The sequence below is a fragment of the uncultured Thiohalocapsa sp. genome (genome assembly GCF_913062725.1).
In the GTDB taxonomy this organism is placed as follows: Bacteria; Pseudomonadota; Gammaproteobacteria; order Chromatiales; family Chromatiaceae; genus Thiohalocapsa.
Genome location: NZ_CAJXWY010000005.1, coordinates 11,803 through 31,349, shown reverse-complemented (window position 1 = coordinate 31,349; position 19,547 = coordinate 11,803). Strand labels below are relative to the sequence as shown.

The 19,547-nt window shown below is 69.6% G+C and carries 18 protein-coding genes; 2 read left to right on the top strand and 16 right to left on the bottom strand.

All coding sequences use genetic code 11. The features are described from left to right. Positions 1-25: 25 nt before the first annotated feature. The 13 genes from QZ588_RS02190 to QZ588_RS02130 form a co-directional block, all read right to left on the bottom strand. Positions 26-919 (bottom strand): transporter associated domain-containing protein, encoded by an 894-nt coding sequence (locus QZ588_RS02190; protein ID WP_295539328.1) that lies wholly within the window; start codon positions 917-919, stop codon positions 26-28. Further along, positions 897-1,505, bottom strand: coding sequence for an rRNA maturation RNase YbeY (gene ybeY / locus QZ588_RS02185; protein WP_366929525.1), 609 nt, complete (start codon positions 1,503-1,505; stop codon positions 897-899). The genes QZ588_RS02190 and ybeY overlap by 23 nt, the downstream gene beginning before the upstream one ends. Further along, the gene (locus QZ588_RS02180; RefSeq protein WP_366929527.1) at positions 1,502-2,557 is read right to left on the bottom strand and encodes a PhoH family protein; all 1,056 of its coding nucleotides are present in this window, start codon (positions 2,555-2,557) and stop codon (positions 1,502-1,504) included. The genes ybeY and QZ588_RS02180 overlap by 4 nt, the downstream gene beginning before the upstream one ends. 8 nt (positions 2,558-2,565) lie before the next feature. Beyond that, positions 2,566-3,957, bottom strand: a complete 1,392-nt coding sequence (gene miaB / locus QZ588_RS02175; RefSeq protein ID WP_295539471.1) for a tRNA (N6-isopentenyl adenosine(37)-C2)-methylthiotransferase MiaB — start codon at positions 3,955-3,957, stop codon at positions 2,566-2,568. Positions 3,958-4,126: 169 nt separating this feature from the next. Continuing rightward, a complete protein-coding gene (locus tag QZ588_RS02170; protein WP_295539325.1) occupies positions 4,127-5,173 on the bottom strand; it encodes an MlaD family protein in 1,047 nt (348 codons plus the stop codon). A gap of 105 nt (positions 5,174-5,278) precedes the next feature. Further along, complete coding sequence (locus QZ588_RS02165) at positions 5,279-6,052, bottom strand: ATP-binding cassette domain-containing protein (RefSeq protein ID WP_295539468.1); 774 nt, start codon at positions 6,050-6,052, stop codon at positions 5,279-5,281. A 23-nt stretch (positions 6,053-6,075) separates the two neighbouring features. After that, positions 6,076-7,218 (bottom strand): ABC transporter permease, encoded by a 1,143-nt coding sequence (locus QZ588_RS02160; RefSeq protein ID WP_295539323.1) that lies wholly within the window; start codon positions 7,216-7,218, stop codon positions 6,076-6,078. A gap of 72 nt (positions 7,219-7,290) precedes the next feature. Further along, positions 7,291-7,674, bottom strand: a complete 384-nt coding sequence (locus tag QZ588_RS02155) for a hypothetical protein (protein WP_295539320.1) — start codon at positions 7,672-7,674, stop codon at positions 7,291-7,293. Continuing rightward, the gene (locus QZ588_RS02150; RefSeq protein ID WP_295539318.1) at positions 7,671-8,675 is read right to left on the bottom strand and encodes an alpha/beta hydrolase; all 1,005 of its coding nucleotides are present in this window, start codon (positions 8,673-8,675) and stop codon (positions 7,671-7,673) included. Before QZ588_RS02150 ends, QZ588_RS02155 begins: the two co-directional genes overlap by 4 nt. Positions 8,676-8,790: 115 nt before the next feature. Next, positions 8,791-9,744, bottom strand: a complete 954-nt coding sequence (gene nhaR / locus QZ588_RS02145) for a transcriptional activator NhaR (RefSeq protein WP_295539315.1) — start codon at positions 9,742-9,744, stop codon at positions 8,791-8,793. A 149-nt stretch (positions 9,745-9,893) separates the two neighbouring features. Continuing rightward, positions 9,894-10,571: a phosphoribosylglycinamide formyltransferase gene (purN, locus tag QZ588_RS02140; protein ID WP_295539312.1), complete on the bottom strand. Its 678-nt coding sequence runs from the start codon at positions 10,569-10,571 to the stop codon at positions 9,894-9,896. Beyond that, on the bottom strand, positions 10,561-11,616 hold the full coding sequence (purM, locus tag QZ588_RS02135; protein WP_295539309.1) for a phosphoribosylformylglycinamidine cyclo-ligase: 1,056 nt from the start codon (positions 11,614-11,616) through the stop codon (positions 10,561-10,563). The genes purN and purM overlap by 11 nt, the downstream gene beginning before the upstream one ends. 134 nt (positions 11,617-11,750) lie before the next feature. Beyond that, positions 11,751-12,707 carry a hypothetical protein gene (locus QZ588_RS02130; RefSeq protein WP_295539305.1) on the bottom strand — a complete coding sequence of 319 codons (957 nt, stop codon included), beginning with the start codon at positions 12,705-12,707 and terminating at the stop codon, positions 11,751-11,753. A gap of 230 nt (positions 12,708-12,937) precedes the next feature. Here QZ588_RS02130 and purL point away from each other — a divergent pair, with 230 nt between their 5' ends. Next, a complete protein-coding gene (gene purL, locus QZ588_RS02125) occupies positions 12,938-16,900 on the top strand; it encodes a phosphoribosylformylglycinamidine synthase (protein ID WP_295539302.1) in 3,963 nt (1,320 codons plus the stop codon). A 59-nt stretch (positions 16,901-16,959) separates the two neighbouring features. Beyond that, positions 16,960-17,466 (top strand): HIT family protein, encoded by a 507-nt coding sequence (locus tag QZ588_RS02120; protein WP_295539300.1) that lies wholly within the window; start codon positions 16,960-16,962, stop codon positions 17,464-17,466. A 178-nt stretch (positions 17,467-17,644) separates the two neighbouring features. On the opposite strand, the gene nifM is transcribed toward QZ588_RS02120, so the two are convergent. Genes nifM through QZ588_RS02105 form a run of 3 tightly spaced genes read right to left on the bottom strand, consistent with a single transcriptional unit; the run spans position 17,645 to position 19,429 of the window. Next, positions 17,645-18,565, bottom strand: coding sequence for a nitrogen fixation protein NifM (nifM, locus tag QZ588_RS02115; RefSeq protein WP_295539297.1), 921 nt, complete (start codon positions 18,563-18,565; stop codon positions 17,645-17,647). After that, positions 18,562-19,044 (bottom strand): nitrogen fixation protein NifZ, encoded by a 483-nt coding sequence (locus QZ588_RS02110; RefSeq protein ID WP_295539294.1) that lies wholly within the window; start codon positions 19,042-19,044, stop codon positions 18,562-18,564. The genes nifM and QZ588_RS02110 overlap by 4 nt, the downstream gene beginning before the upstream one ends. Further along, a complete protein-coding gene (locus QZ588_RS02105) occupies positions 19,034-19,429 on the bottom strand; it encodes a nitrogenase-stabilizing/protective protein NifW (protein WP_295539291.1) in 396 nt (131 codons plus the stop codon). The genes QZ588_RS02110 and QZ588_RS02105 overlap by 11 nt, the downstream gene beginning before the upstream one ends. Between the last annotated feature and the right edge of the window lie 118 nt (positions 19,430-19,547).

The window sequence follows — 19,547 nt, the reverse complement described above, 5'->3', positions numbered from 1 at the left end:
GGTCGGGAATGTCGCTCAAGATGCATCATTCGGCTGCGATGGCCGGCGGGCGCACCGTCAGCAGATGCACCCGCCGGCTGTCGGCACGCATGACGGTGAAGCGGAAGCCTGCGATCTCCGTGCGCTCGCCGCGGGTGGGCAGGCGGCCGAAGGCGTTGATCACCAGCCCGCCGATGGTATCGAACGCCTCGGCGTCGAGGCTGCTTTGGAAGTAGTCGTTGAAGTCTTCGATGCTGGTGCGGGCCTTGACGGTGTACTCGCCCTTGCCGCGCTTGAAAATGAAGGCACCCTCGTCGTGATCATGCTCGTCCTCGATGTCGCCGACGATTTGCTCCAGTACGTCCTCGATGGTGACGAGTCCGGCGGCACTGCCGTACTCGTCGACGACGATGGCCATGTGATTGCGGCTGGAGCGAAACTCCTTCAGCAGCACATTGAGCCGCTTGCTCTCGGGCACGAAGACGGCCCCGCGCAGGTGATCGCGGATGTTGAACGCGCCCTGGCGGCGGCTTTCGGTGCAGTAGGCGAGGAGATCCTTGGCGAGCAGGATGCCCACGACCTCGCCCTTGTCCTCGCCGGTGACCGGGAAGCGGGAATGGGCGGAGTCGACGGCGATCTCCAGGATGCGCTCCAGCGGATCATCGCGGCGGACGCTGACCATTTCGGCCCGCGGGATCATGATGTCACCGACGCGCAGGTCCGCGACCTGCATGACACCTTCGATCATGCCCAGGCCGTCGCGGTCCAGCAGGCCACTGCGCTCGGCGTCCTGGAGGATGTTGATGAGTCCGGCCCGGTCCTTGGGCTCCTGGCCCAGCAGGCGGCAGATCCGCTTGCGCCAAGGGATGGCTTGGGGGATGACTTGGGGGATGGATGGGGACGTGGGTTGCGCGTCGTTACGCGCTCGATCGCTGGTCATCAGGGTCCTCGGGGACCTCGTAGGGTGTGGGAAATCCGAGCTCGCGCAGAATGGCGCTTTCCAGCGCCTCCATGCGGGCCGCCTGCGCCGGCTCGATGTGATCGTATCCGAGCAGGTGCAGGGTGCCGTGGATGAGCAGATGTGCGGTGTGGGCGGCGAGGGTCTTGCCCTGGTCGGCCGCTTCCCGGCGCAGCACCGGTGCGCAGATCACCAGGTCACCCAGCTCTGCCTCCAGGTCCGTGCCCAGTTCCTCCTCCAGCGCCGCCAGTGCCTCCGGGGGCAGGCCGGTCGGTGGCTCGAAGGGGAACGACAGCACATTGGTGGGGCCGGGCTTGCCGCGATAGGTTTCGTTGAGCCGCGCGCCTTCGTCGGCGTCGACGATGCGCAATGCCAGCGCGCTGGCGGGACGCGGCCGGGATGCGCCGGCGAGCAGGGCGGCACGCACCCAGGCGGCGAGCTGCGCGTCGTCCGGCAGGTCCGGCGCATGGCAGGCGCGCTGCACACTCAGCCGCAGCTCGGGTGCGGCGGCCGGGGATGGCGGCGGCTCACCGTCCCGGGCGGCGGCGGGCGGGGTGCTGTTGCTCACGAGTGGTCGCTGGTGTCTTCGGGCTGGCCGCCGGCGGCTCCATGACCGTGCCGCGAGCGCCTGTCGCCCTCGGGTCGATGATCCTGGCGGCGATCATGTGCATCGTAAGCGTTGACGATGCGCTGCACCAGCGCATGACGCACCACATCGCGGGCGTGGAAGAGGGTGAAGCCGATGCCCGGCACATCCTTGAGCACCGCCATGGCCTGTTTGAGCCCGGACGGCTGTCCACGGGGCAGGTCGATTTGGGTCACATCGCCGGTGATCACGGCGGTGGAGCCGAAGCCGATGCGGGTCAGGAACATCTTCATCTGCTCGGGCGTGGTGTTCTGGGCCTCGTCCAGGATGATGAAGGCGTCGTTCAGCGTACGCCCGCGCATGTAGGCCAGCGGCGCGACTTCGATGACATTGCGCTCGATGAGCTTGTTGACCTTTTCGAAGCCCAGCATTTCGAACAGGGCATCGTAGAGGGGGCGCAGGTAGGGGTCGATCTTCTGTGCCAGGTCGCCGGGCAGGAAGCCGAGCCGCTCGCCGGCCTCCACCGCCGGGCGCACCAGCAGCAGCCGGCGCACGCGCTCGCTCTCCAGCGCCTCGACGGCGCAGGCGACGGCGAGATAGGTCTTGCCGGTGCCGGCGGGGCCGATGCCAAAGCTGATGTCATGGGTGACGATGGCGTGCAGATAGGCCTGCTGGGTGGCGCCGCGCGCCTTCACCAGGCCGCGCTTGGTCTTGATGATGACATCCGGCAGGCGCTCGGCGGCGGCCTCCGCCGCGGCCTCGGCGTTCGCCTGCTGGAGCTGCAGGTGCACCGACTCCGGGGAGACGGTCTCGGTTTCGGTGGCCGCGTAGAGCTCGCGCAGCACCTGCTCGCCGGCGGCGGCGGCGGCCGGCTCACCGACGATGCGGAAGCTCACGCCACGGTTGCTGATCTCGATGCCGAGCCGACGCTCGATGAGTCGCAGGTGCTGGTCGAAGGGCCCGCACATGCTGGAGAGGCGCGCGTTGTCGGCGGGCGCCAGCTCAAGGTCGATGCTGTAGGGCTCGGCGCTCAAGTGGGGGTTCAAGAGGCGGCGGCTCGTGTCGTCGTTGTTGCGGCATGCGCTGGCGCCCGGCGGGAATCGGCGAGGACGCCGCGCAGGGAATTGGGCAGGGCCTCGGTGATGCGCAGGTCGACGAAGGTGCCGATCAGGGATGCGGGGCCGGTAAAGTTCACCACCCGGTTATTTTCGGTGCGGCCGGCGAGTTGGTGCGGGTCCTTGCGCGATGGGCCCTCCACCAGCACCCGATGGACCCCGTCCACCATCTGCCGGCTGATGACCTGGGCCTGGTGATTGATCTGCTGCTGCAGGCGCGCGAGGCGCGCCTGCTTCACGGTGTGGGGCACGTCGTCCGCCAGCGCCGCCGCCGGGGTGCCCGGGCGCTGGCTGTAAATGAAGCTGAAGGACTGATCGAAGCCGATGTCCGTCACCAGGCGCAGGGTGGCGTCGAAGTCGGCGTCGGTCTCGCCGGGGAAGCCGATGATGAAATCCGACGAGACGCTGATGCCCGGGCGGGCGTGCCGCAGCTTGCGGATTTTTTCTTTGTACTCCAGCGCCGTGTGGCCGCGCTTCATCTGCGCCAGGATGCGGTCGGAGCCACTTTGCACGGGCAGGTGCAGGAAGCTCACCAGCGCCGGCACATCCCGGTAACACTCGATGAGGCTGTCGGAGAATTCCACCGGATGGGATGTGGTGAAGCGGATGCGCTCGATGCCGTCGACGGCGGCGACATAGCGGATCAGCAGGGCCAGGTCGGCGATTTCGCCGTCGTGCATCGGCCCGCGGTAAGCATTGACGTTCTGCCCGAGCAGGTTGACCTCGCGCACACCCTGCTCGGCGAGACTCGCAACCTCCGCGATGACGTCATCGAAGGGCCGGCTGATCTCCTCACCGCGGGTGTAGGGCACCACGCAGAAGGTGCAGTACTTGGAGCAGCCCTCCATCACCGAGACGAACGCCTTGGGGCCGTCGGCGCGGGGCTCGGGCAGGCGGTCGAATTTCTCGATCTCCGGGAACGAGACGTCGATCTGCGGCGCCCGTTCGCCCATCCGTTCGCCCATTAGGGCGTCCAGCATCGCCGGCAGCCGGTGCAGGGTCTGCGGCCCGAACACCAGATCGACGTAGGGCGCGCGCTCGCGGATGGCCTCGCCCTCCTGGCTGGCCACACAGCCGCCGACGCCGATGATCAGATGCGGGCGCCGCGTCTTCCAGGGGCGCCAGCGCCCGAGCTGTGAGAACACCTTCTCCTGCGCCTTCTCGCGGATGGAGCAGGTGTTGAGCAGCAGGATGTCCGCCGCCTCCGGGCGGTCCGTGAGCTCCGCGCCGTGGGATGCGCGCAGTACGTCCGCGATGCGTGCGGAGTCGTACTCGTTCATCTGGCAGCCGTAGGTTTGGATGTAGAGCTTACGTGTCATGCCCTGGCGACGGTCGTTGCACATCGATGCAGCCTCACACGCGCACGCTGGATCGCACACGGGTCAGCCGGGCGCGCACGACGAGCTTCAGTGTGGAAATTCTGTCCTGTCATGTCAAGCACTTGAGCGCGTATCCCCGGGGTCGATGCGGTCGTGTCCGCCGCCGCCTTCAGCGCTTGCCCTGCAACAAAGATTCCGGGTGGCGCTCGAGGTAGTCCGCCAGGCTCTGCAGCGAGCGTGCGGCGCGCGTCGCCTCCCGCAACAGCTCGGAGAGCTCGTAGCGGGTTGCCGAGCCCTCGCCGGCGAAGTCGGCGATGGCGCGCATGGCCGCCTCGGCCTCGCCGAGGGCGTCGGTGGCGGCGTCTGTGATGGGTTCTATTCGTGTATCAAGATTGCGGGTCAAGCGGGAAATGTCGGTGCTGACGTCGTCCAGGTGCTGCTCGATCCGAGTGGCGAGTGGGTCCACGCGCGCCTCGAGCGTGGCGGCCAGCTCGCCGTAGGCCGTCATGGTCTGATCGGCGCGCTGCAGCAGGGGGCGTAATTCTGTGTTCAGCGCCGTCAGGGCGGTGCGGGTGCCGGCCAGGGTGTGGTCCAGATTCTGCAGTGACGATTGCAGGTCCGGTGAGCGCAGCAGCGCCTCCAGGGCTTGCAGTGTGCCAGTGGCGGCGCCGACGAGCTCGCCGATGTCGATGGTCTGCAGCATCTCCTCCACCTGGTCACGGGTGGCGGGTGTCGGTGGCACCTGCACCGGGCCCCGGCTCTCCTGGGGCACGCTCGTGGACGCCGCGCTCGGGTCCAGTCCCAGGGTGATCACATACTGCCCCGTCACAAAGCTCACGGACTCGAGCTTGGCGCGCAGGCCACGCTCGGCCACCAGCTCCCGCAGCAGGGACTTCAGCGCTCCCTGTGCCTCGCCGGACGCCTCCAGCACATGCATCTGCCGGGGCCAGATCTCGTAGCGCACCGGGATGCGAAAGCGCTCGCGCCCCGACTCGTAGTCGACGCCGATGCTGGTCACCTGGCCGACGGGCACGCCCTGGAAGAGCACCTGACTGCCGACGTTCAGCCCCTGCACGGTGGTGGTGAAATAGGTCACCATCGGGATGCGCTCGCGCATCCAGGCGCCGCTGCTGAACACCAGGATGGCCACCACCACCAGCGCCAGTGCGCCGAGCACGAAGCTACCGATGACGGTGGGGTTGGCCTGCTTGCTCATGGCGTACCAACCGCGGCGCCAGCGCTCGGCGCCGCAGACTCCACACAGGCACCCCGTCGGTCAGCCCGGAGCGCGGGCTCGCGGCGTGCGGGCCTCTGGCTGGTGCTATGCAACGGCATCGATATCGGCCTCGCCGCGGGTCAAGAAGGCGCGTACCTGCGCCACCGGGCTGTGATCGCGCAGCGCATGGGGGTTGCCGGTGGCGAGCATGGTCTTGCTGTCAGCGTCCAGAAAAACCGCATCGTCGGCGATGGTGAAAATACTGTCCAGCTCATGGGTGATGACCACCATGGTGGTGCCGAGGCTGTCGCGCAGCTCCAGGATCAGCTCGTCCAGCCGGCGGGCCGAGAGGGGGTCCAGCCCCGCCGACGGCTCGTCGAAGAAGAGGATCTCGGGGTCGAGGGCCATGGCGCGGGCCACGCCCACGCGCTTGCGCATGCCGCCGCTGATCTCCGCGGGATAATGGTCGCCGTAACCGGCCAGGCCCACCAGGGCGAGCTTGTATTCGGCGATGGCGCGCATCTGCTCCGGCGCCAGCCGGGTGTACTGCTCCAGCGGCAGGCAGATGTTCTCCTCCAGGGTCATGGAGCTCCAGAGTGCGCCGCTTTGATACATGACACCATTGCGGCGCATCAGCGTATTGCGTCGCGCCGCCGACAGCTGCCACAGGCTCTCGCCGCCGAGCAGCACCCGCCCGGACCAGGGCGCGAGCAGGCCCGTGACACAGCGCATCACCGTGCTCTTGCCGCAGCCGCTGCCCCCCATGATGACGAAGACGTCGCCGCGGTGAATGTCGAATGTCAGATCCCGCTGCACCAGGGTCTCGCCATAGCCGAGCGAGATGCCCTCCAGGCGGATATGCACCGGCGCCGACGCCACGCCGGCTTCGTGTTCGGCATCGCTCACGACAGCCCCACCGCGTCGAAGATGATGGTGAGCACCGCCGCGGCGATGACGATGAAGACGATGGCCGTCACCACCGCCGACGTGGTCGCCTCGCCCACGGCGGCGGCGCTGCGCCCGCATTGCATGCCCCTGAGACAACCCGAGGCGGCGACGATGGCGCCATAGACCGTCGCGGCGATGAGGCCCTGGATGATGTGATTCCAGCCGATGGCGAGCTGGGTCTGGGTCAGGTAGGCGGACAGGGTGATACCGCCGACGACGGTGCCGACGAAGGCCCCGCCCAGGATGCCGAGCAAGTCCGCGTAGATGGCCAGCAGCGGCGTCATGGCGATGAGCGCCAGCATGCGCGGCAGCACCAGGAACTCCATGGGCGAGATGCCGAGGGTACGCAGTGCGTCGATTTCTTCGTTGACCTGCATGGTACCGATGCGCGCGGCGAAGGCGGCACCCGTGCGGCCCGCCAACACGATGGCGGTCACCAGTGCGCCCATCTGGATGACGGTGGCGAGCCCGACCAGATCCGCCACATAGATCTGCGCACCGAACTCCGCCAGTTGCTGATCACCGATGTAGCCGAGGATCATGCCCACCAGAAAGCTCACCAGCCCGACGATGGGCAGGGCGTCGGCGCCGGCCTCCTGCATGATCAGCCACAGGTCCGAGTGCTTGAAGCGCGCCCGCCCGAGCAGGAAGCGGCGAAAGGCGAGGGTGCCTTCGCCGAAGAATTCCATGATCTCGCCGGTGGACTGGATCAGATCCAGCGCATCGCCGCCGAGGCGGGTCAGGAAGGACGGCGCCGGCTGCATGGCATGGCCGCCGCGTCCGGTCTGCGGCAGGGAGCGGGCCAGCTCCAGGAGCTTGCGCAGGCCGGCGGGCAGGCCGTCCACGTCGCAGGCGATGCCACGCGTGCGGCAGAGCTGCTCCAGGCCGGCGACGAAGGTGACCAGCCCGGAGTCCCAGCCCGTCAGCGCCGCGGTGTCGAAACGCAGCCGCGTCGCCGCCGGCACCTGCGCCAACAGGCGCTCGGCGCGCAGCAGGCGCGGCAGACGCTGATCCAGCCGCCAGCTGCCCCCGAGCACCAGCGTCACTTGCTCGCCGTCGCTGTGCAGGTGGACTGTGGGTGGGGGGGTATCGGTCATGCGGGGGCAGGTGAGGCGGGTTTCGTGGCACACGCATCATCCTACGCGATGCCAAACGGGGTCTCTCGCCGCTCAGTCCCTCACCAGCGCGATTTCGCCCGTGCCGCCGGGCAGGTCCAGTCGCAGCGTCAGCTCGGCATAGAAGCCGGCGCTGTAGGGGGCATCGCCACAGCTGCAGCCGCCGACGATCTCCTCAGCAAGCACGCCCAGGCGCAGCCGGTCTCCAAGCCCATCGCGCTGCAGCAAGGTGATGCGCACGCTGGCCGGATCGACGCGGCCGCCCTGCTCGGTTGCCACCGTGAGCAGCGGATGAGCGGCGATGATCGGCGTCAGTGCTGCCAAGAGCGCCACGTCCCCGTGCCCGTCCCCGTCCCCGTCCCGGCAGCCGCGCATCGCCGCCGGCAGCGCGATCTTCGCCGTCGCGCCGGTCTCGGGCGGTGGCCGATGCCCGCTCATGGTTCGGCTCGCCCCGATGCCATGGGCTCGGAGGCGGTGCGCCGGGCAAAGTCGTCGATGAGCGCAGCCACCCGCGCCGTCGCCACATGGTGCAGCCCATGACCGATGTCCGGCAGGCGCACCACCTCCGCCAGGGGTGCCTGCCGCACCAGGCGATCGGTATGGTTCCAGGCCGGCACGACATCGTCCGCGTCACCGGTGATGAGCAGCAGGGGTCGGCGGATGTAGGCATAGTGGGCGCTCTGGCGCTCCAGAAAGTGGCTCAAGTAGCGTACGTCCTCGGCATTGGCGAGAAAGGTGTCCGGGCGCAGCGTCAGCTCGACGCCGGTGCGCGCCAGATAATCCGGCGGCGGCGCATTGGGTGCAAAAGTGCCGTTGAGGGCGTCGCCCAGCAGCAACCTGCCAAGCGTGAGCGGCATGGTGTGGGCGAAGAGGCTGCCCACCACGGGCACGCCGGCGAGATCATTGTACCAGGAGACGCCGCCTTTCCACGGGTGGCTGCCGCCCGCCAGCAGCACGCCGCCGGCGGCGTCGTCGGGATAGGCGAGCAGGTAGGCCAGCACCACGGCCCCGGCCAGCGAATGTCCCACCAGCACCGGGCGCTCGATGCCGAGGGAGAGCAGCAGCTCGTGCAGCAGGTGTGCCTGCTCGGCGGGATCGGGCCACTGGCTCGCACCGCCCGCGCCGTGGCCATCGGCGCGCGCCCGGCGCTCGCTGTAGCCATGGCCGGGGCGATCGATGGCGACGACGCGATGCTGTTGCGCCAGCGGTGGCAACAGGCTCGCACGGAAGTCGAGCAGGCTGGTGGATGCGCCGTGCAACAGGACGATGGGCACGGTGTCGGCGTCTTCGGGGCCGGCGATCAGGTAGTGCAGGCGCAGACCATCGATCTTCGCGAACTGACCCACGGGCGGAAAGCGCGCCTCGAGGCGGTGTGTTTCCAGGTGCGTCAGGCTGGCGAGGGCAGCCAGCAGCAGCAGTGGGGCGACGAGCCAGGGCATTGGTGGTTAGAGGTGTTCGTGCATAGGGAGTCCGGATTGGCGCCGGCACAAGCGCGCGGCGTCCGCCGGGTGCGCCGACGGCGGCGGACGACGCGCCGAATACCCGCCGGTGTGTTCAGCGGTCGCTTTCCGCCGCCTGCGCTCGCACCGATGCGGGCAGCGGTTGGCGGTGCGAGAAGAGTCCGCTGCGCGCCGTCTCGGTAATGGCCGACACCGCCGGATGCTTGATGCGACGCTCGGCCGAGATGATGTAGAACCGTTCGGTGACTTCGTCGCTGCGGCCGACGATTTCCACGTCGTATTTCCGCAGCACGTCGTCTTCCACGGCCTGAGGTACGCTGAACACGCCTGCGCCGGCCTCGCCGAAGGTCTTCATCAGGGCGCGATCCTCGATCTCTGCCACCACTTGCGGCTTGATGTCCAGGCGGTCGAGCCATTGATCCAGCGCCCGGCGCAGGGCGCTGTGGTTGCTTGGCATGAGCATGGGCGCGCCGTCCAGCGATCGCGGAAAGTCGGCGCGCAGCCGGGCGGCGAGTGGGCGGGCGGCGCAGAACACGCTCGGCGTCTCGCCGAGGGCATGATTGTAGGCGCGGATGCTGAGCGCCGGATTCAGCGGGCTGTCGGTCAGCACCAGGTCCAGCTTGTGCACCGACAGGTCCGCCAGGAGCTCGGTCAACGGGCGCTCGACGCACTGCAGTCGAACCGGCTCGTCCATGCTCAGAGCCGGTGCCAGCACCCGGTGGGTGAGCAGCTTGGGCACCACCATGGCCACGCCGACGTTGAGCGTGAGTCCGCCGCCGGGGGTGCGTCCGGCGAGCACGTCCTCGAGCTCGTCGCCGATGCGAAACATCTCGTCCGCGTATGAGAACACGAGCCGTCCGGTCTCTGTCAGCGCAAGCCCGCGTCCGGATTTGGTGAACAGCTTGGCGCCGACTTGCTCCTCCAACTCGCGCAGCTGACCACTGATGGTCTGTGGGGTGAGATGCAGGATGTCTGCGGCGCGGGCGATGGAGCCGTGGCTGGCGACGGACCAGAAATAGCGCAGATGTTTGAGGTTGAGATGGGCCATGGCTGCGGAATGCCGAGTCGGGCTGCCGGTTCGGGCTCAATGCCTGCGCCGAAACAGTTCGGTTACGTCGATGCTTGTGGGGTCAAGATTCTGGAATTTCGAGTTACGCATTGGCTCGGTCCAACATGCGCTGCGTCGACGGGCGCGGCTCAGTCGCCGGCTGTCCGGGTGAGGTCTACCGGCGCATCGAGCGCCCGGCCGTCGAGCAGCGCACGGCCGGTGCCGTCGAGGCGCAATCGACCCGCGGCGAACCAGCGCACCGCCAGCGGGTAGAGTCGGTGCTCCTGCGCCAGCACCCGCGCGGCGAGGCGCCCGGCGTCGTCGCCGGGCAGCACCGGTACCCGCGCCTGGAGCACCGGCGGGCCGCCGTCGAGTGCCTCGGTGACGAAGTGTACGGTGGCGCCGTGCTCGCTGTCGCCGGCCGCCAGGGCGCGCTGATGGGTGTGCAGACCCGGATACTTGGGGAGCAGCGAGGGATGAATGTTGAGCATGCGCCCACGGAAGCGAGCCACGAAGGCGGGTGTGAGTATGCGCATGAAGCCCGCGAGGATCACCAGCCCAGGGGCGAATCCACCGAGCAGTGTGGCCAGTGCCTGATCGTACTCGACGCGGCTGCCGAAGTCCTTGTGGCTCAGCACCCGGGTTGTGATGCCAGCGCTGGCAGCGCGTGTCAGCCCATAGGCGTCGGCGCGGTTGCTCACCACCAGGCGTATGTCGATGGCGAGCTCGCCGGCCTGGCAGCCGTCGATGAGGGCCTGCAGATTGCTGCCGCCACCCGAGATGAGCACCACCACGGGCAAGCGGGGTCGCGGCGCATCAACGGCCACCGGCGTACTCGACGACAGGCTTGCCCCGGTGCGCCTCCACCCGGCCGATGATCCAGGCCTGCTCCCCGGCGGTGCGCAGCAAGCCGCAGGCGCCCGCTGCACGCTCGGCGGGCACGCATGCAATCATGCCGACGCCGCAGTTGAAGGTGCGCAGCAACTCCGCCTGGGTGATGTTGCCGGTGTCCCGGAGCCAGCGGAAGACGGGCGGCGGTGACCAGGTGCGCAGGTCCACCACGGCCTTGGTGCCCGCCGGCAGCACCCGCGGCAGGTTCTCGGTGATGCCGCCGCCGGTGATGTGGGCCAGCGCACGCGCGCCGCCGTGGCGGATCAGCGCGAGTGCCGGCTTGACGTAGATACGCGTGGGGGCGAGCAGGGCATCGCCGAGGGTGGTGAGCGCCTCAGCGGTGGCATCGAGCGGCTGCTCCAGGCTGGTGCCGCTCGTCTCCAGCAGTCGCCGGATCAGCGAGAAGCCATTGGCGTGGGGGCCGCTGGAGGCGAGCGCGATCAGCGCATCCCCCGGCTTGACGCGGCTCGGCTCGAGGATGGCGTCCTTCTCGACGATGCCCACGCAGAACCCGGCGAGGTCATAGTCGCCGGCATCGTACATGCCGGGCATCTCGGCGGTCTCGCCGCCGATGAGCGCACAGCCGGCGCGCTTGCAGCCCTCGGCGATGCCTTCGACCACCGCCGCGGCGGTGTCGACAGCGAGCTTGCCGGTGGCGTAGTAGTCCAGAAAAAACAGCGGCTCGGCGCCGCAGACGACGATGTCGTTGGCGCACATGGCCACCAGATCGATACCGACGCCCCTGTGGCGCCCGGCGGCGACCGCCAGCTTGAGCTTGGTGCCGACGCCGTCGGTGCCCGACACCAGCACCGGGTTGCGATAGCCCTGGGGCAGCTCGAACAGCCCGCCGAAGCCGCCGAGCCCGGAGAGCACACCGGGCCTGCGCGTGGTGGCCACCGCAGGCTTGATGCGCTCGACGAGCGCCTCGCCGGCGTCGATGTCGACGCCGGCATCGCGGTAGGTCATGGATTCGCTGGTCATCGCTGGCGGCCTCGGCTGGGCTGGATCGTTGCATGAACGGCGCGGCGCGCGCCGCCGCCGTATTCTCGCATGCTCCCCCGCGGCGGCAATGCCCTGACGACGCGCCGGTATCTTCGGCGCGGCGGCCACGGGTGTCATTCGAGGATGCGCATGTCCTTGCTCAGCGGCGCCGGCGCCTGCTGCTTCGGCGCGCCGGGCTCGGTGCGCTCCGGCGAGCCCCGGCGCAGGCGCGCTTCCACGCGGATGGCCGCCATGCGCTTCTCGTCGTTGATCTGCGGATACAGCGGATAGTGCCGATCGACCTCCACGGCGTGGCGCTTGGCCGCCACCTCAAGGCGCTCGCGGTCCTCCCGGCGCAGGCCCTGCAGCAGCAGCAGGATGGGCGCCGTGCGCAGCAGGTAGCGCTGGCAGAGATCGTGCTCCCGGTCCGAGCGCCAGTCCTCGCGCACCAGCAGGGGCGGAAAGTCGCCGCCGTCGCCGGGCGCCCGCTCGAACCAGGCGCAGCGCGGCGCCGCACCGGCGCGTTGGGTCACCATGTCCTGAAAGCGGTGATTCACGGGCGGCTCCTGACGTGCCTGCTCCTCGGGGGTCGAGTCGATGCGCAGCTTCGAGTGGGGCAGCGCCGTCCAGCCGCTTTTGGTCGGATAGGTGGACATCTGCGACGCCTCACAGCAGGAAAACAGCAACGCCAGCGGGGCGTCGTCCCGGCCGTCCAGCAGCCAGTACTCGAACACGTCCGCGGCGGGGAAGGGCACCGTCGCCGAGCGCAGAAATGTCGCCAGCTCGTCGATGCATGCGCTCACCTGGGCGGCGTCGAGCACCGCCGGCAGCACATAGGGCGTGAGTTGGTCGCCCTGAAAGTGGGCGACGCGGTAGTAGCCGCGATCGAGCGCGTAGCCCAGCGGCATCTGCGCCTGGCCCGATGTCTGGCCCGATGTCTGGCCCGGCGTCTGGCCGCGCCGCGGCACGTAATGCACCTCCCAGCTGACGCCGTCGAAGCTCTGCGCCCGCGCGCGCTCCGATTGGACGATCTGCACGACGCCGGAAAAGGGTGGCAGCAGACGCTGGGAGTAGGCTCGGATGTTCGACATGATGGGCTTGGGGCTCGAATCTCATGATAAAGCTGGCGGTCCTGCACAGCGGCGCGGTACCGCCGACAGCCGACACGGTGCCCGAGTCTACCGCGATGGGAACGCCCGGCGATCACCCGGCGCCGGGCGATCCCATCGCCGCCGGCGCGCCGGGGTGACCGGCATCGGCGCGGCGGCGGGGGCTCACGTATCATGCCGGCATCGATTCGCAGTCTCCGGAGTCTATCGCGATGCTTTGTCTGCGCGGCGCACCCGCCCTCTCCGCCTTTCGTTTGGCCAAGCTGACGCAGCGCCTGCGGGCGGCCGGCCTGCCGGAGACGCGCCTGACGGCCGAGCTGGTGCACTTTGCGGATCTCTCCCGCAACCTGAGCGCGGACGAGCGTCTGCTGCTGGAGGCGCTGCTGCGCTATGGGCCGCAAGCCGATGTCGATGCCCATGCCAAGGAGACGGGCGGCCGGCTGCTGCTGGTGGTGCCCCGGCCCGGAACCATCTCCCCCTGGTCGTCCAAGGCAACGGAGATCGCGCAGCGCTGTGGCCTGGAGCCGATCAGGCGCCTGGAGCGGGGCGTCGCCTACTGGCTGCAGGCAACCACCGACCTGGATGATGCGGCCCTGCGGGCGGCCGCCGCCGAGCTCCACGACCGCATGACCGAGGTGGTGCTGTTCGACCTCGCCGATGCCGAGGCGCTGTTCGTCCAGGCCGAGCCGGAGGCCCTCGGACGGGTGGACCTGTTGGCGGGCGGACGCGAGGCACTGGTGGCGGCCAACGGCACACTGGGCCTGGCACTGTCCGACGATGAGATCGACTATCTGGTGGCGAGCTTCGGCGCCCTCGGCCGCAACCCCACCGACGTCGAGCTCATGATGTTCGCGCAGGCCAACTCCGAGCACTGCCGGCACAAGATCTTCAACGCCGACTGGGTCATCGACGGCGCGCCGCAGCCGAGCTCGCTGTTCCAGATGATCCGCCACAGCACGCGCTGCTCGCCCGCGGGCGTGCTCTCGGCCTATGAGGACAACGCCGCCGTCATCGTCGGCTGGCCCGGCCGGCGCTTCCTGCCGGAGCCCGCGACCGGCCAGTACCGCCCGAGCGCGGAGCCGGTGCATATCCTGATGAAGGTGGAAACCCACAACCACCCCACCGCCATCGCGCCCGACCCCGGGGCGGCCACCGGCGCCGGCGGCGAGATCCGCGACGAGGGCGCCACCGGCCGCGGCGCCAAGCCCAAGGCGGGCTTGAGTGGCTTTTCGGTGTCCAATCTGCGTATCCCGGACTTTGGCCAGCCCTGGGAGGCGGGGCAGGACTGGGGCAAGCCCGGGCGCATGGTCGCGGCGCTGGACATCATGCTGGAGGGGCCCATCGGTGCCGCCGCCTTCAACAACGAGTTCGGCCGGCCGAACCTCGCCGGCTGGTTCCGCACCTTCGAGCAACGGCTGCCCGCCGCCGACGGCGGCATGGCGCTGCGCGGCTACCATAAGCCCATCATGCTCGCCGGGGGCTTGGGCAACATCCGGGCGGAGCATGTGCAGAAGGCGGATTTCCCGGCGGGCACGCCCCTGATCGTGCTGGGCGGTCCGGCGATGCTCATCGGCCTCGGTGGCGGGGCCGCCTCCAGCATGGCCAGCGGCGCCTCGGCGGCGGATCTGGATTTCGCCTCGGTGCAGCGCGCCAACCCGGAGATGCAGCGCCGCTGCCAGGAGGTGATCGATCGCTGCTGGGCGCGCGGCGACGAGAATCCGATTCTGTTCATCCACGATGTCGGCGCCGGCGGCCTGTCCAACGCCCTGCCGGAGCTGGTGCACGACGGCGCCGATGGCGGCACCGGCGGCGCCACCTTCGAGCTGCGCCGGGTACCCAACGCCGACCCCGGCATGGCGCCCATGGCGATCTGGTGCAACGAGGCGCAGGAGCGCTATGTGCTGGCGGTGGCGCGGGCGCGCCTGGACGATTTCGCGGCCATTTGTGAGCGCGAGCGTTGCCCCTACGCCGTCGTCGGCACGGCCGCGTCCGAGGCGCAGCTCAGGCTCACCGACCAGCACCTGGGCGAGACGCCCATCGACATGCCCATGCAATTGCTGTTCGGCAAGCCGCCCAAGATGACCCGCGACGTGGCTCGGCGGCCGGCGCCCGTAGCGGCCTTCGACGTCGTCGACATCGACCTCGCCGAGGCCGTGTGCCGCGTGCTGCGGCTGCCGGCGGTGGCCGCCAAGACCTTCCTCATCACCATCGGCGATCGCACGGTCACCGGCCTGGTGGCGCGGGACCAGATGGTGGGCCCCTGGCAGGTGCCGGTGGCGGATTGTGCCGTGACCCTGACCGACTACGACGGGCTCACCGGCGAGGCCATGGCCATCGGCGAGCGCACGCCGCTGGCCCTGCTGGACGCCCCGGCCGCCGGTCGTATGGCGGTCGCCGAGGCCATCACCAACATCGCCGCCGCGCCCATCGGGCAGCTCGGTGACATCAAGCTCTCCGCCAACTGGATGGCCGCCGCCGGCTATCCCGGCGAGGACGCGCGCCTCTACGACACGGTCCGCGCCGTGGGCGAGGCGCTGTGCCCGGCGCTGGGCATCGCCATCCCCGTGGGCAAGGACTCCATGAGCATGCAGACCCTGTGGCGGGGCGATGACGGTCGCGAGCACCGCATGGCGGCGCCCTTGTCGCTGATCGTGTCGGCCTTTGCGCCGGTGACGGACGCCTCACGCGGTCTCACCCCGCAGCTGCGGGCCGAGCCCGAGGCCGCGCTGGCGCTGGAGGATACGGATCTGCTGTTGGTGGACCTCGGGGCGGGACAGGACCGGCTCGGCGGCTCCTGTCTCGCGCAGGTGTTCCAGCGCCTCGGCAGCACGCCGCCGGACCTCGACGACCCGGCGCTGCTGCGGGGCTTCTTCGCCGCCGTCCAGCAGCTGAACGACGAAGGCCGCCTGCTCGCCTACCACGATCGCGCCGATGGCGGGCTGCTGGTCACACTCGCCGAGATGGCCTTCGCCGGGCGCTGCGGCATCGATGTGGACCTGGCGCTGCTGCCGGCGGGCGGCCACGCGGCGCCGGCGCGTCGGCCCGTGGCGGCCCTGTTCAGCGAAGAGCTGGGCGCGGTGCTGCAGATCCGCCGCTCCGAGCGCGGGGCGGTGCTGGCCCGCCTGAGCGAGCACGGCCTGGCGGACTGCACGGCCGTCATCGGCCGCCCGACGGCGTTGCAGCGCATCGTCATCCGCCAGGGTCTGCACACCCCGCTGGATGCGAGCCGCGCCGAGCTGCAGCGGCTGTGGTCCGAGACCAGCTGGCGCATGCAACGCCTGCGCGACAACCCCGACTGCGCCGACGAGGCGCACGCCCGCATCGACGCCGAGGACCCGGGGCTGCATGCGGTGTTGAGCTTTGCGCCGGCGGACGACGTCGCCGCGCCTTACCTCAAGACCGGCGTGCGGCCGCGGCTGGCGGTGCTGCGCGAGCAGGGCGTCAATGGCCAGCTGGAGATGGCGGCGGCCTTCCACCGCGCCGGCTTCGACTGTATCGACGTGCACATGACCGACATCATCGCCGGCCGCTGCGATCTCGCGGATTTCAAGGGCCTTGTCGCCTGCGGTGGCTTCAGCTACGGAGACGTGCTCGGCGCCGGCGAGGGCTGGGCCAAGACCATCCTCTTCAACCCCCGCGCCCGCGAGCAATTCCAGGCCTTTTTCGCGCGCGCCGATACCTTCGCCCTGGGTGTTTGCAACGGCTGCCAGATGCTGGCGAACCTGCGCGCGCTGATTCCGGGCGCCGAGCACTGGCCGCACTTCGTGCGCAACCGCTGCGAGCAGTTCGAAGCCAGGCTCAGCCTGGTGGAGGTGCTGGACTCGCCCTCGGTGCTGCTCGCCGGCATGGCCGGCTCGCGCCTGCCCATCGCCATCGCCCACGGCGAGGGCCGCGCCGAGTTCCGCGACGCGGGGCACCTCGCCGCCGCGGCGCCCTGCACCGCGGTACGCTATGTCGAGACCAGCGGCGAGCCGGCGAGCCGGTATCCCGCCAACCCCAACGGCTCCCCCGGCGGCATCACCGGCCTCACCAATGCGGATGGGCGCGTCACCATCCTGATGCCGCATCCGGAACGGGTGTTCCGCAGTGTCCAGCATTCCTGGTGCCCAACGGACTGGGGCGAGGATGGGCCCTGGCTGCGCTTGTTTCGCAATGCGCGGGTCTGGGTTGCTTGAGCAGACATCGACCCACGCCGGGTATCGAGCCATCCATTTGACTGCACCGAGGCGCTGCCATGAACCACTCCGAGCCGGCACCAGACTGTTACTTCTGCCGTGTGAGTCGCGGTGAGGCCGATCCGTTCATATTCGAGAATCGTTCTTTCGTGGGCGTGTTCGACGCCCATCCCGTGAATCCCGGGCACGCCTTGCTCATCCCGAAAAGGCATGTCGTCTCCATCTTCGATCTTGACGCCCTGGAAGAGGCGGACTATTTCAGTGCGCTGCGGGGCGTGAAGGCTGCCATTGAGGCCACCGATCTGGGAGCCCTCTACCGGGAGATGCGCAACCGGGATTATCTGCGCGACAGGCCCAAGGACCAGATCGAGGCGGTGTTGCAGCTGGCGTTTCTACACCAGCGCCCCGACGCCTATACCGTTGGCAACAACAATGGCAGAGCCGCGGGAAGAAGCATCGATCATTTGCATGTCATCGTGCTGCCCCGCTACCACGGCGATGTGCCGGACCCGCGCGGCGGCATCCGCAACGTCATCCCGCAGCGCGCGCACTATGCCAGGCGCTGAGGCGCGGCCCTCCGGGCCAACATCGCCACGGCGTCTGAGACCGCCGCTTCCCCACGCCCGCATGCGCAGCCGCGCGAGCCACCAACACCGGCGGACCGACCCGACTCGCACAGGCGACGTCAAACAATGGGCGTGTCCCTGAAGAGCACCGCCGGACGGTCGCGCCGGCGGTGTCGGGTCAGCCCGATGCCGCAGGGGCCGCGATGCTGTCGAGCCAGGCCTTCTGCGCCGCGCGACGGCGGCGGCGCTCGAGCGCCGCGCGGATGCGCGCGCGCACTTGCGTCAAGGGGAGGGCGCGTGCGGGCTCGATGCCCTCGCAGAGGAGAATATGGAAGCCCATCTGCGATTCCACCGGGGCGCTGATGGACCCTGCGGGCAGTGCGAACAGCGCGGCGTCCACCTCGGGGAAGAGCTGACCGCGAACGATGTCGCCGAGCGCGCCGCCCTCCATGGCCGTGGGGCACTCGGAGTGACGGTGCGCGAGGCGGGCGAAGCGTTGCGCCGGCGTGCCGTCGCCCGCCGCCTGCAGCTCGGCGGCGAGGGTGGTGGCGCGGGCGTGGGCGGCGTCGCGTGTGTTCTCCGCATAATCGGCATTGACGGTGATGAGGATGTGCCGGGCGCGTCGGCGCTCGGGGGTCCGGAAGCGCTCCGCGTGCAGTTCGTAGAAGCGCTGGACGTCGGTGTCGGTGACGGCGCTGTGACGACTGCCGACGCGCTGCATGACGGCGTCGAAGGCGAGCTCCCGGCGCAGGGCATGCCGCAGCCCGGCCGCATCCAGGCCATTGCGGGCGAGGTCTGCGTGAAACGCCTCAGGGGTCTCGAAGCGCGCGGCGATGGCGGCGAGGCTTTGCTCGACGCCGCCGGCCGCAATCACCACCTCGGCGGCCTCGTCCGAGCCCAGCACCAGACGCTCCAGCGCGAAGGTCCGTTGCGCCTGGGCCTCGGCGGCGGCACGCTGGGCCTCGTTCAAGGCCGGAATATTGCACTGGCACTGCTCGGTGGCGGCGCGCAGCAGATGGTAGCGATATGCGGCCCCGGCGTCGGGGCCGGACGCTGCGGCGGCACTGGTAGCGGCGGTCGCGGTGGCGGCTGGGCTCATGCGGCATTCTCCGGAGCGATGTTCGGCGGCGGCTCGAGGGCGGCCTCCGGCACTTGCAGGGTGTTGCAGCCGGGAAAGTCGACGTAGTACGCGACATCGCCCGGGCTGCCGTCGGCGCGCGGGCTGCCCCGCAGCACCCGGGCGATCTCGCCGACGGTGCCGGGCGCCACCAACACGCGCCCGCCGGCGCCGAGCGCCATCCGGGCGGCGACCTTCTCTCGGGACTCGAACAGGCTGGGTGTCCAGGGCTCGGCGGCGCCCTGAAGCTCTTCTTCACGGCAACCGACGATGCGGCCCTGTGTCAGAAAGTGCACCGTGTAGATGATCTGATCCTGCAGGAAGGTGCCGACGTCCCGCACGAAGCCGGTGCTGCCCCGGCGCACCAGCAGCGCACCGGTGGGCTCGCCGGGGAAAGTGCCGTCGTTGCGCACGTTGCGCAGCACGCGCACCTCGGCGCCGAAGTCGAACTTAGGACGCATGATCGGCGGTGCCTGCCCGGAGGGCCTCGGGCGCGGCCTCGGCGCGCCCGGCCAGCAGCTCGTCCAGCCCCACGCTGACGGACCGCGGCGCCTGCATGCGAAAGACATGGAAGACCTTTTCGGTGCGGGCATCGGAGCCCACGAAGTCTTGATAGGCGGCGCCGAGCAGCGCGGCGTAGCGCTCGAAGCGGGCCGTCGGGTCGGAGGGGGTGTCGTCCTCCGCCGCCAGGTAGTCGTGGAAGCGCTGCAGGATATGCAGCCGGTTCACGTGCACGATGGCCGCATCGAAGGGCACCGCAAAGAAGGTGAGAAAGTCCTCTGCGCTCTCCAGCTCATCGAGGGCATCGTCGAAGGCGTCCAGGGTCGCGGGTGTGACGTCGGTCATGGCGGGTCTCCAGGCGGTTGTGGGTGCGAAAGGCCGGGTGCGGGCTCGTTGCTCGTTGGAGCGCTCGTTGGGAGGCTCGCGTCAGCATGGCGCGGGTCGTGGCTGCGTGGGCCTGTGG

Coding starts and splice junctions, on each gene's coding strand:
- QZ588_RS02190 (WP_295539328.1), bottom strand. CDS start 919: ATGACCAGCGATCGAGCGCGTAACGACGCGCAACCCACGTCCCCATCC.
- miaB (WP_295539471.1), bottom strand. CDS start 3,957: ATGACACGTAAGCTCTACATCCAAACCTACGGCTGCCAGATGAACGAG.
- QZ588_RS02170 (WP_295539325.1), bottom strand. CDS start 5,173: ATGAGCAAGCAGGCCAACCCCACCGTCATCGGTAGCTTCGTGCTCGGC.
- QZ588_RS02160 (WP_295539323.1), bottom strand. CDS start 7,218: ATGACCGATACCCCCCCACCCACAGTCCACCTGCACAGCGACGGCGAG.
- QZ588_RS02155 (WP_295539320.1), bottom strand. CDS start 7,674: ATGAGCGGGCATCGGCCACCGCCCGAGACCGGCGCGACGGCGAAGATC.
- QZ588_RS02150 (WP_295539318.1), bottom strand. CDS start 8,675: ATGCCCTGGCTCGTCGCCCCACTGCTGCTGCTGGCTGCCCTCGCCAGC.
- nhaR (WP_295539315.1), bottom strand. CDS start 9,744: ATGGCCCATCTCAACCTCAAACATCTGCGCTATTTCTGGTCCGTCGCC.
- purM (WP_295539309.1), bottom strand. CDS start 11,616: ATGACCAGCGAATCCATGACCTACCGCGATGCCGGCGTCGACATCGAC.
- QZ588_RS02130 (WP_295539305.1), bottom strand. CDS start 12,707: ATGTCGAACATCCGAGCCTACTCCCAGCGTCTGCTGCCACCCTTTTCC.
- purL (WP_295539302.1), top strand. CDS start 12,938: ATGCTTTGTCTGCGCGGCGCACCCGCCCTCTCCGCCTTTCGTTTGGCC.
- QZ588_RS02120 (WP_295539300.1), top strand. CDS start 16,960: ATGAACCACTCCGAGCCGGCACCAGACTGTTACTTCTGCCGTGTGAGT.
- nifM (WP_295539297.1), bottom strand. CDS start 18,565: ATGAGCCCAGCCGCCACCGCGACCGCCGCTACCAGTGCCGCCGCAGCG.
- QZ588_RS02110 (WP_295539294.1), bottom strand. CDS start 19,044: ATGCGTCCTAAGTTCGACTTCGGCGCCGAGGTGCGCGTGCTGCGCAAC.
- QZ588_RS02105 (WP_295539291.1), bottom strand. CDS start 19,429: ATGACCGACGTCACACCCGCGACCCTGGACGCCTTCGACGATGCCCTC.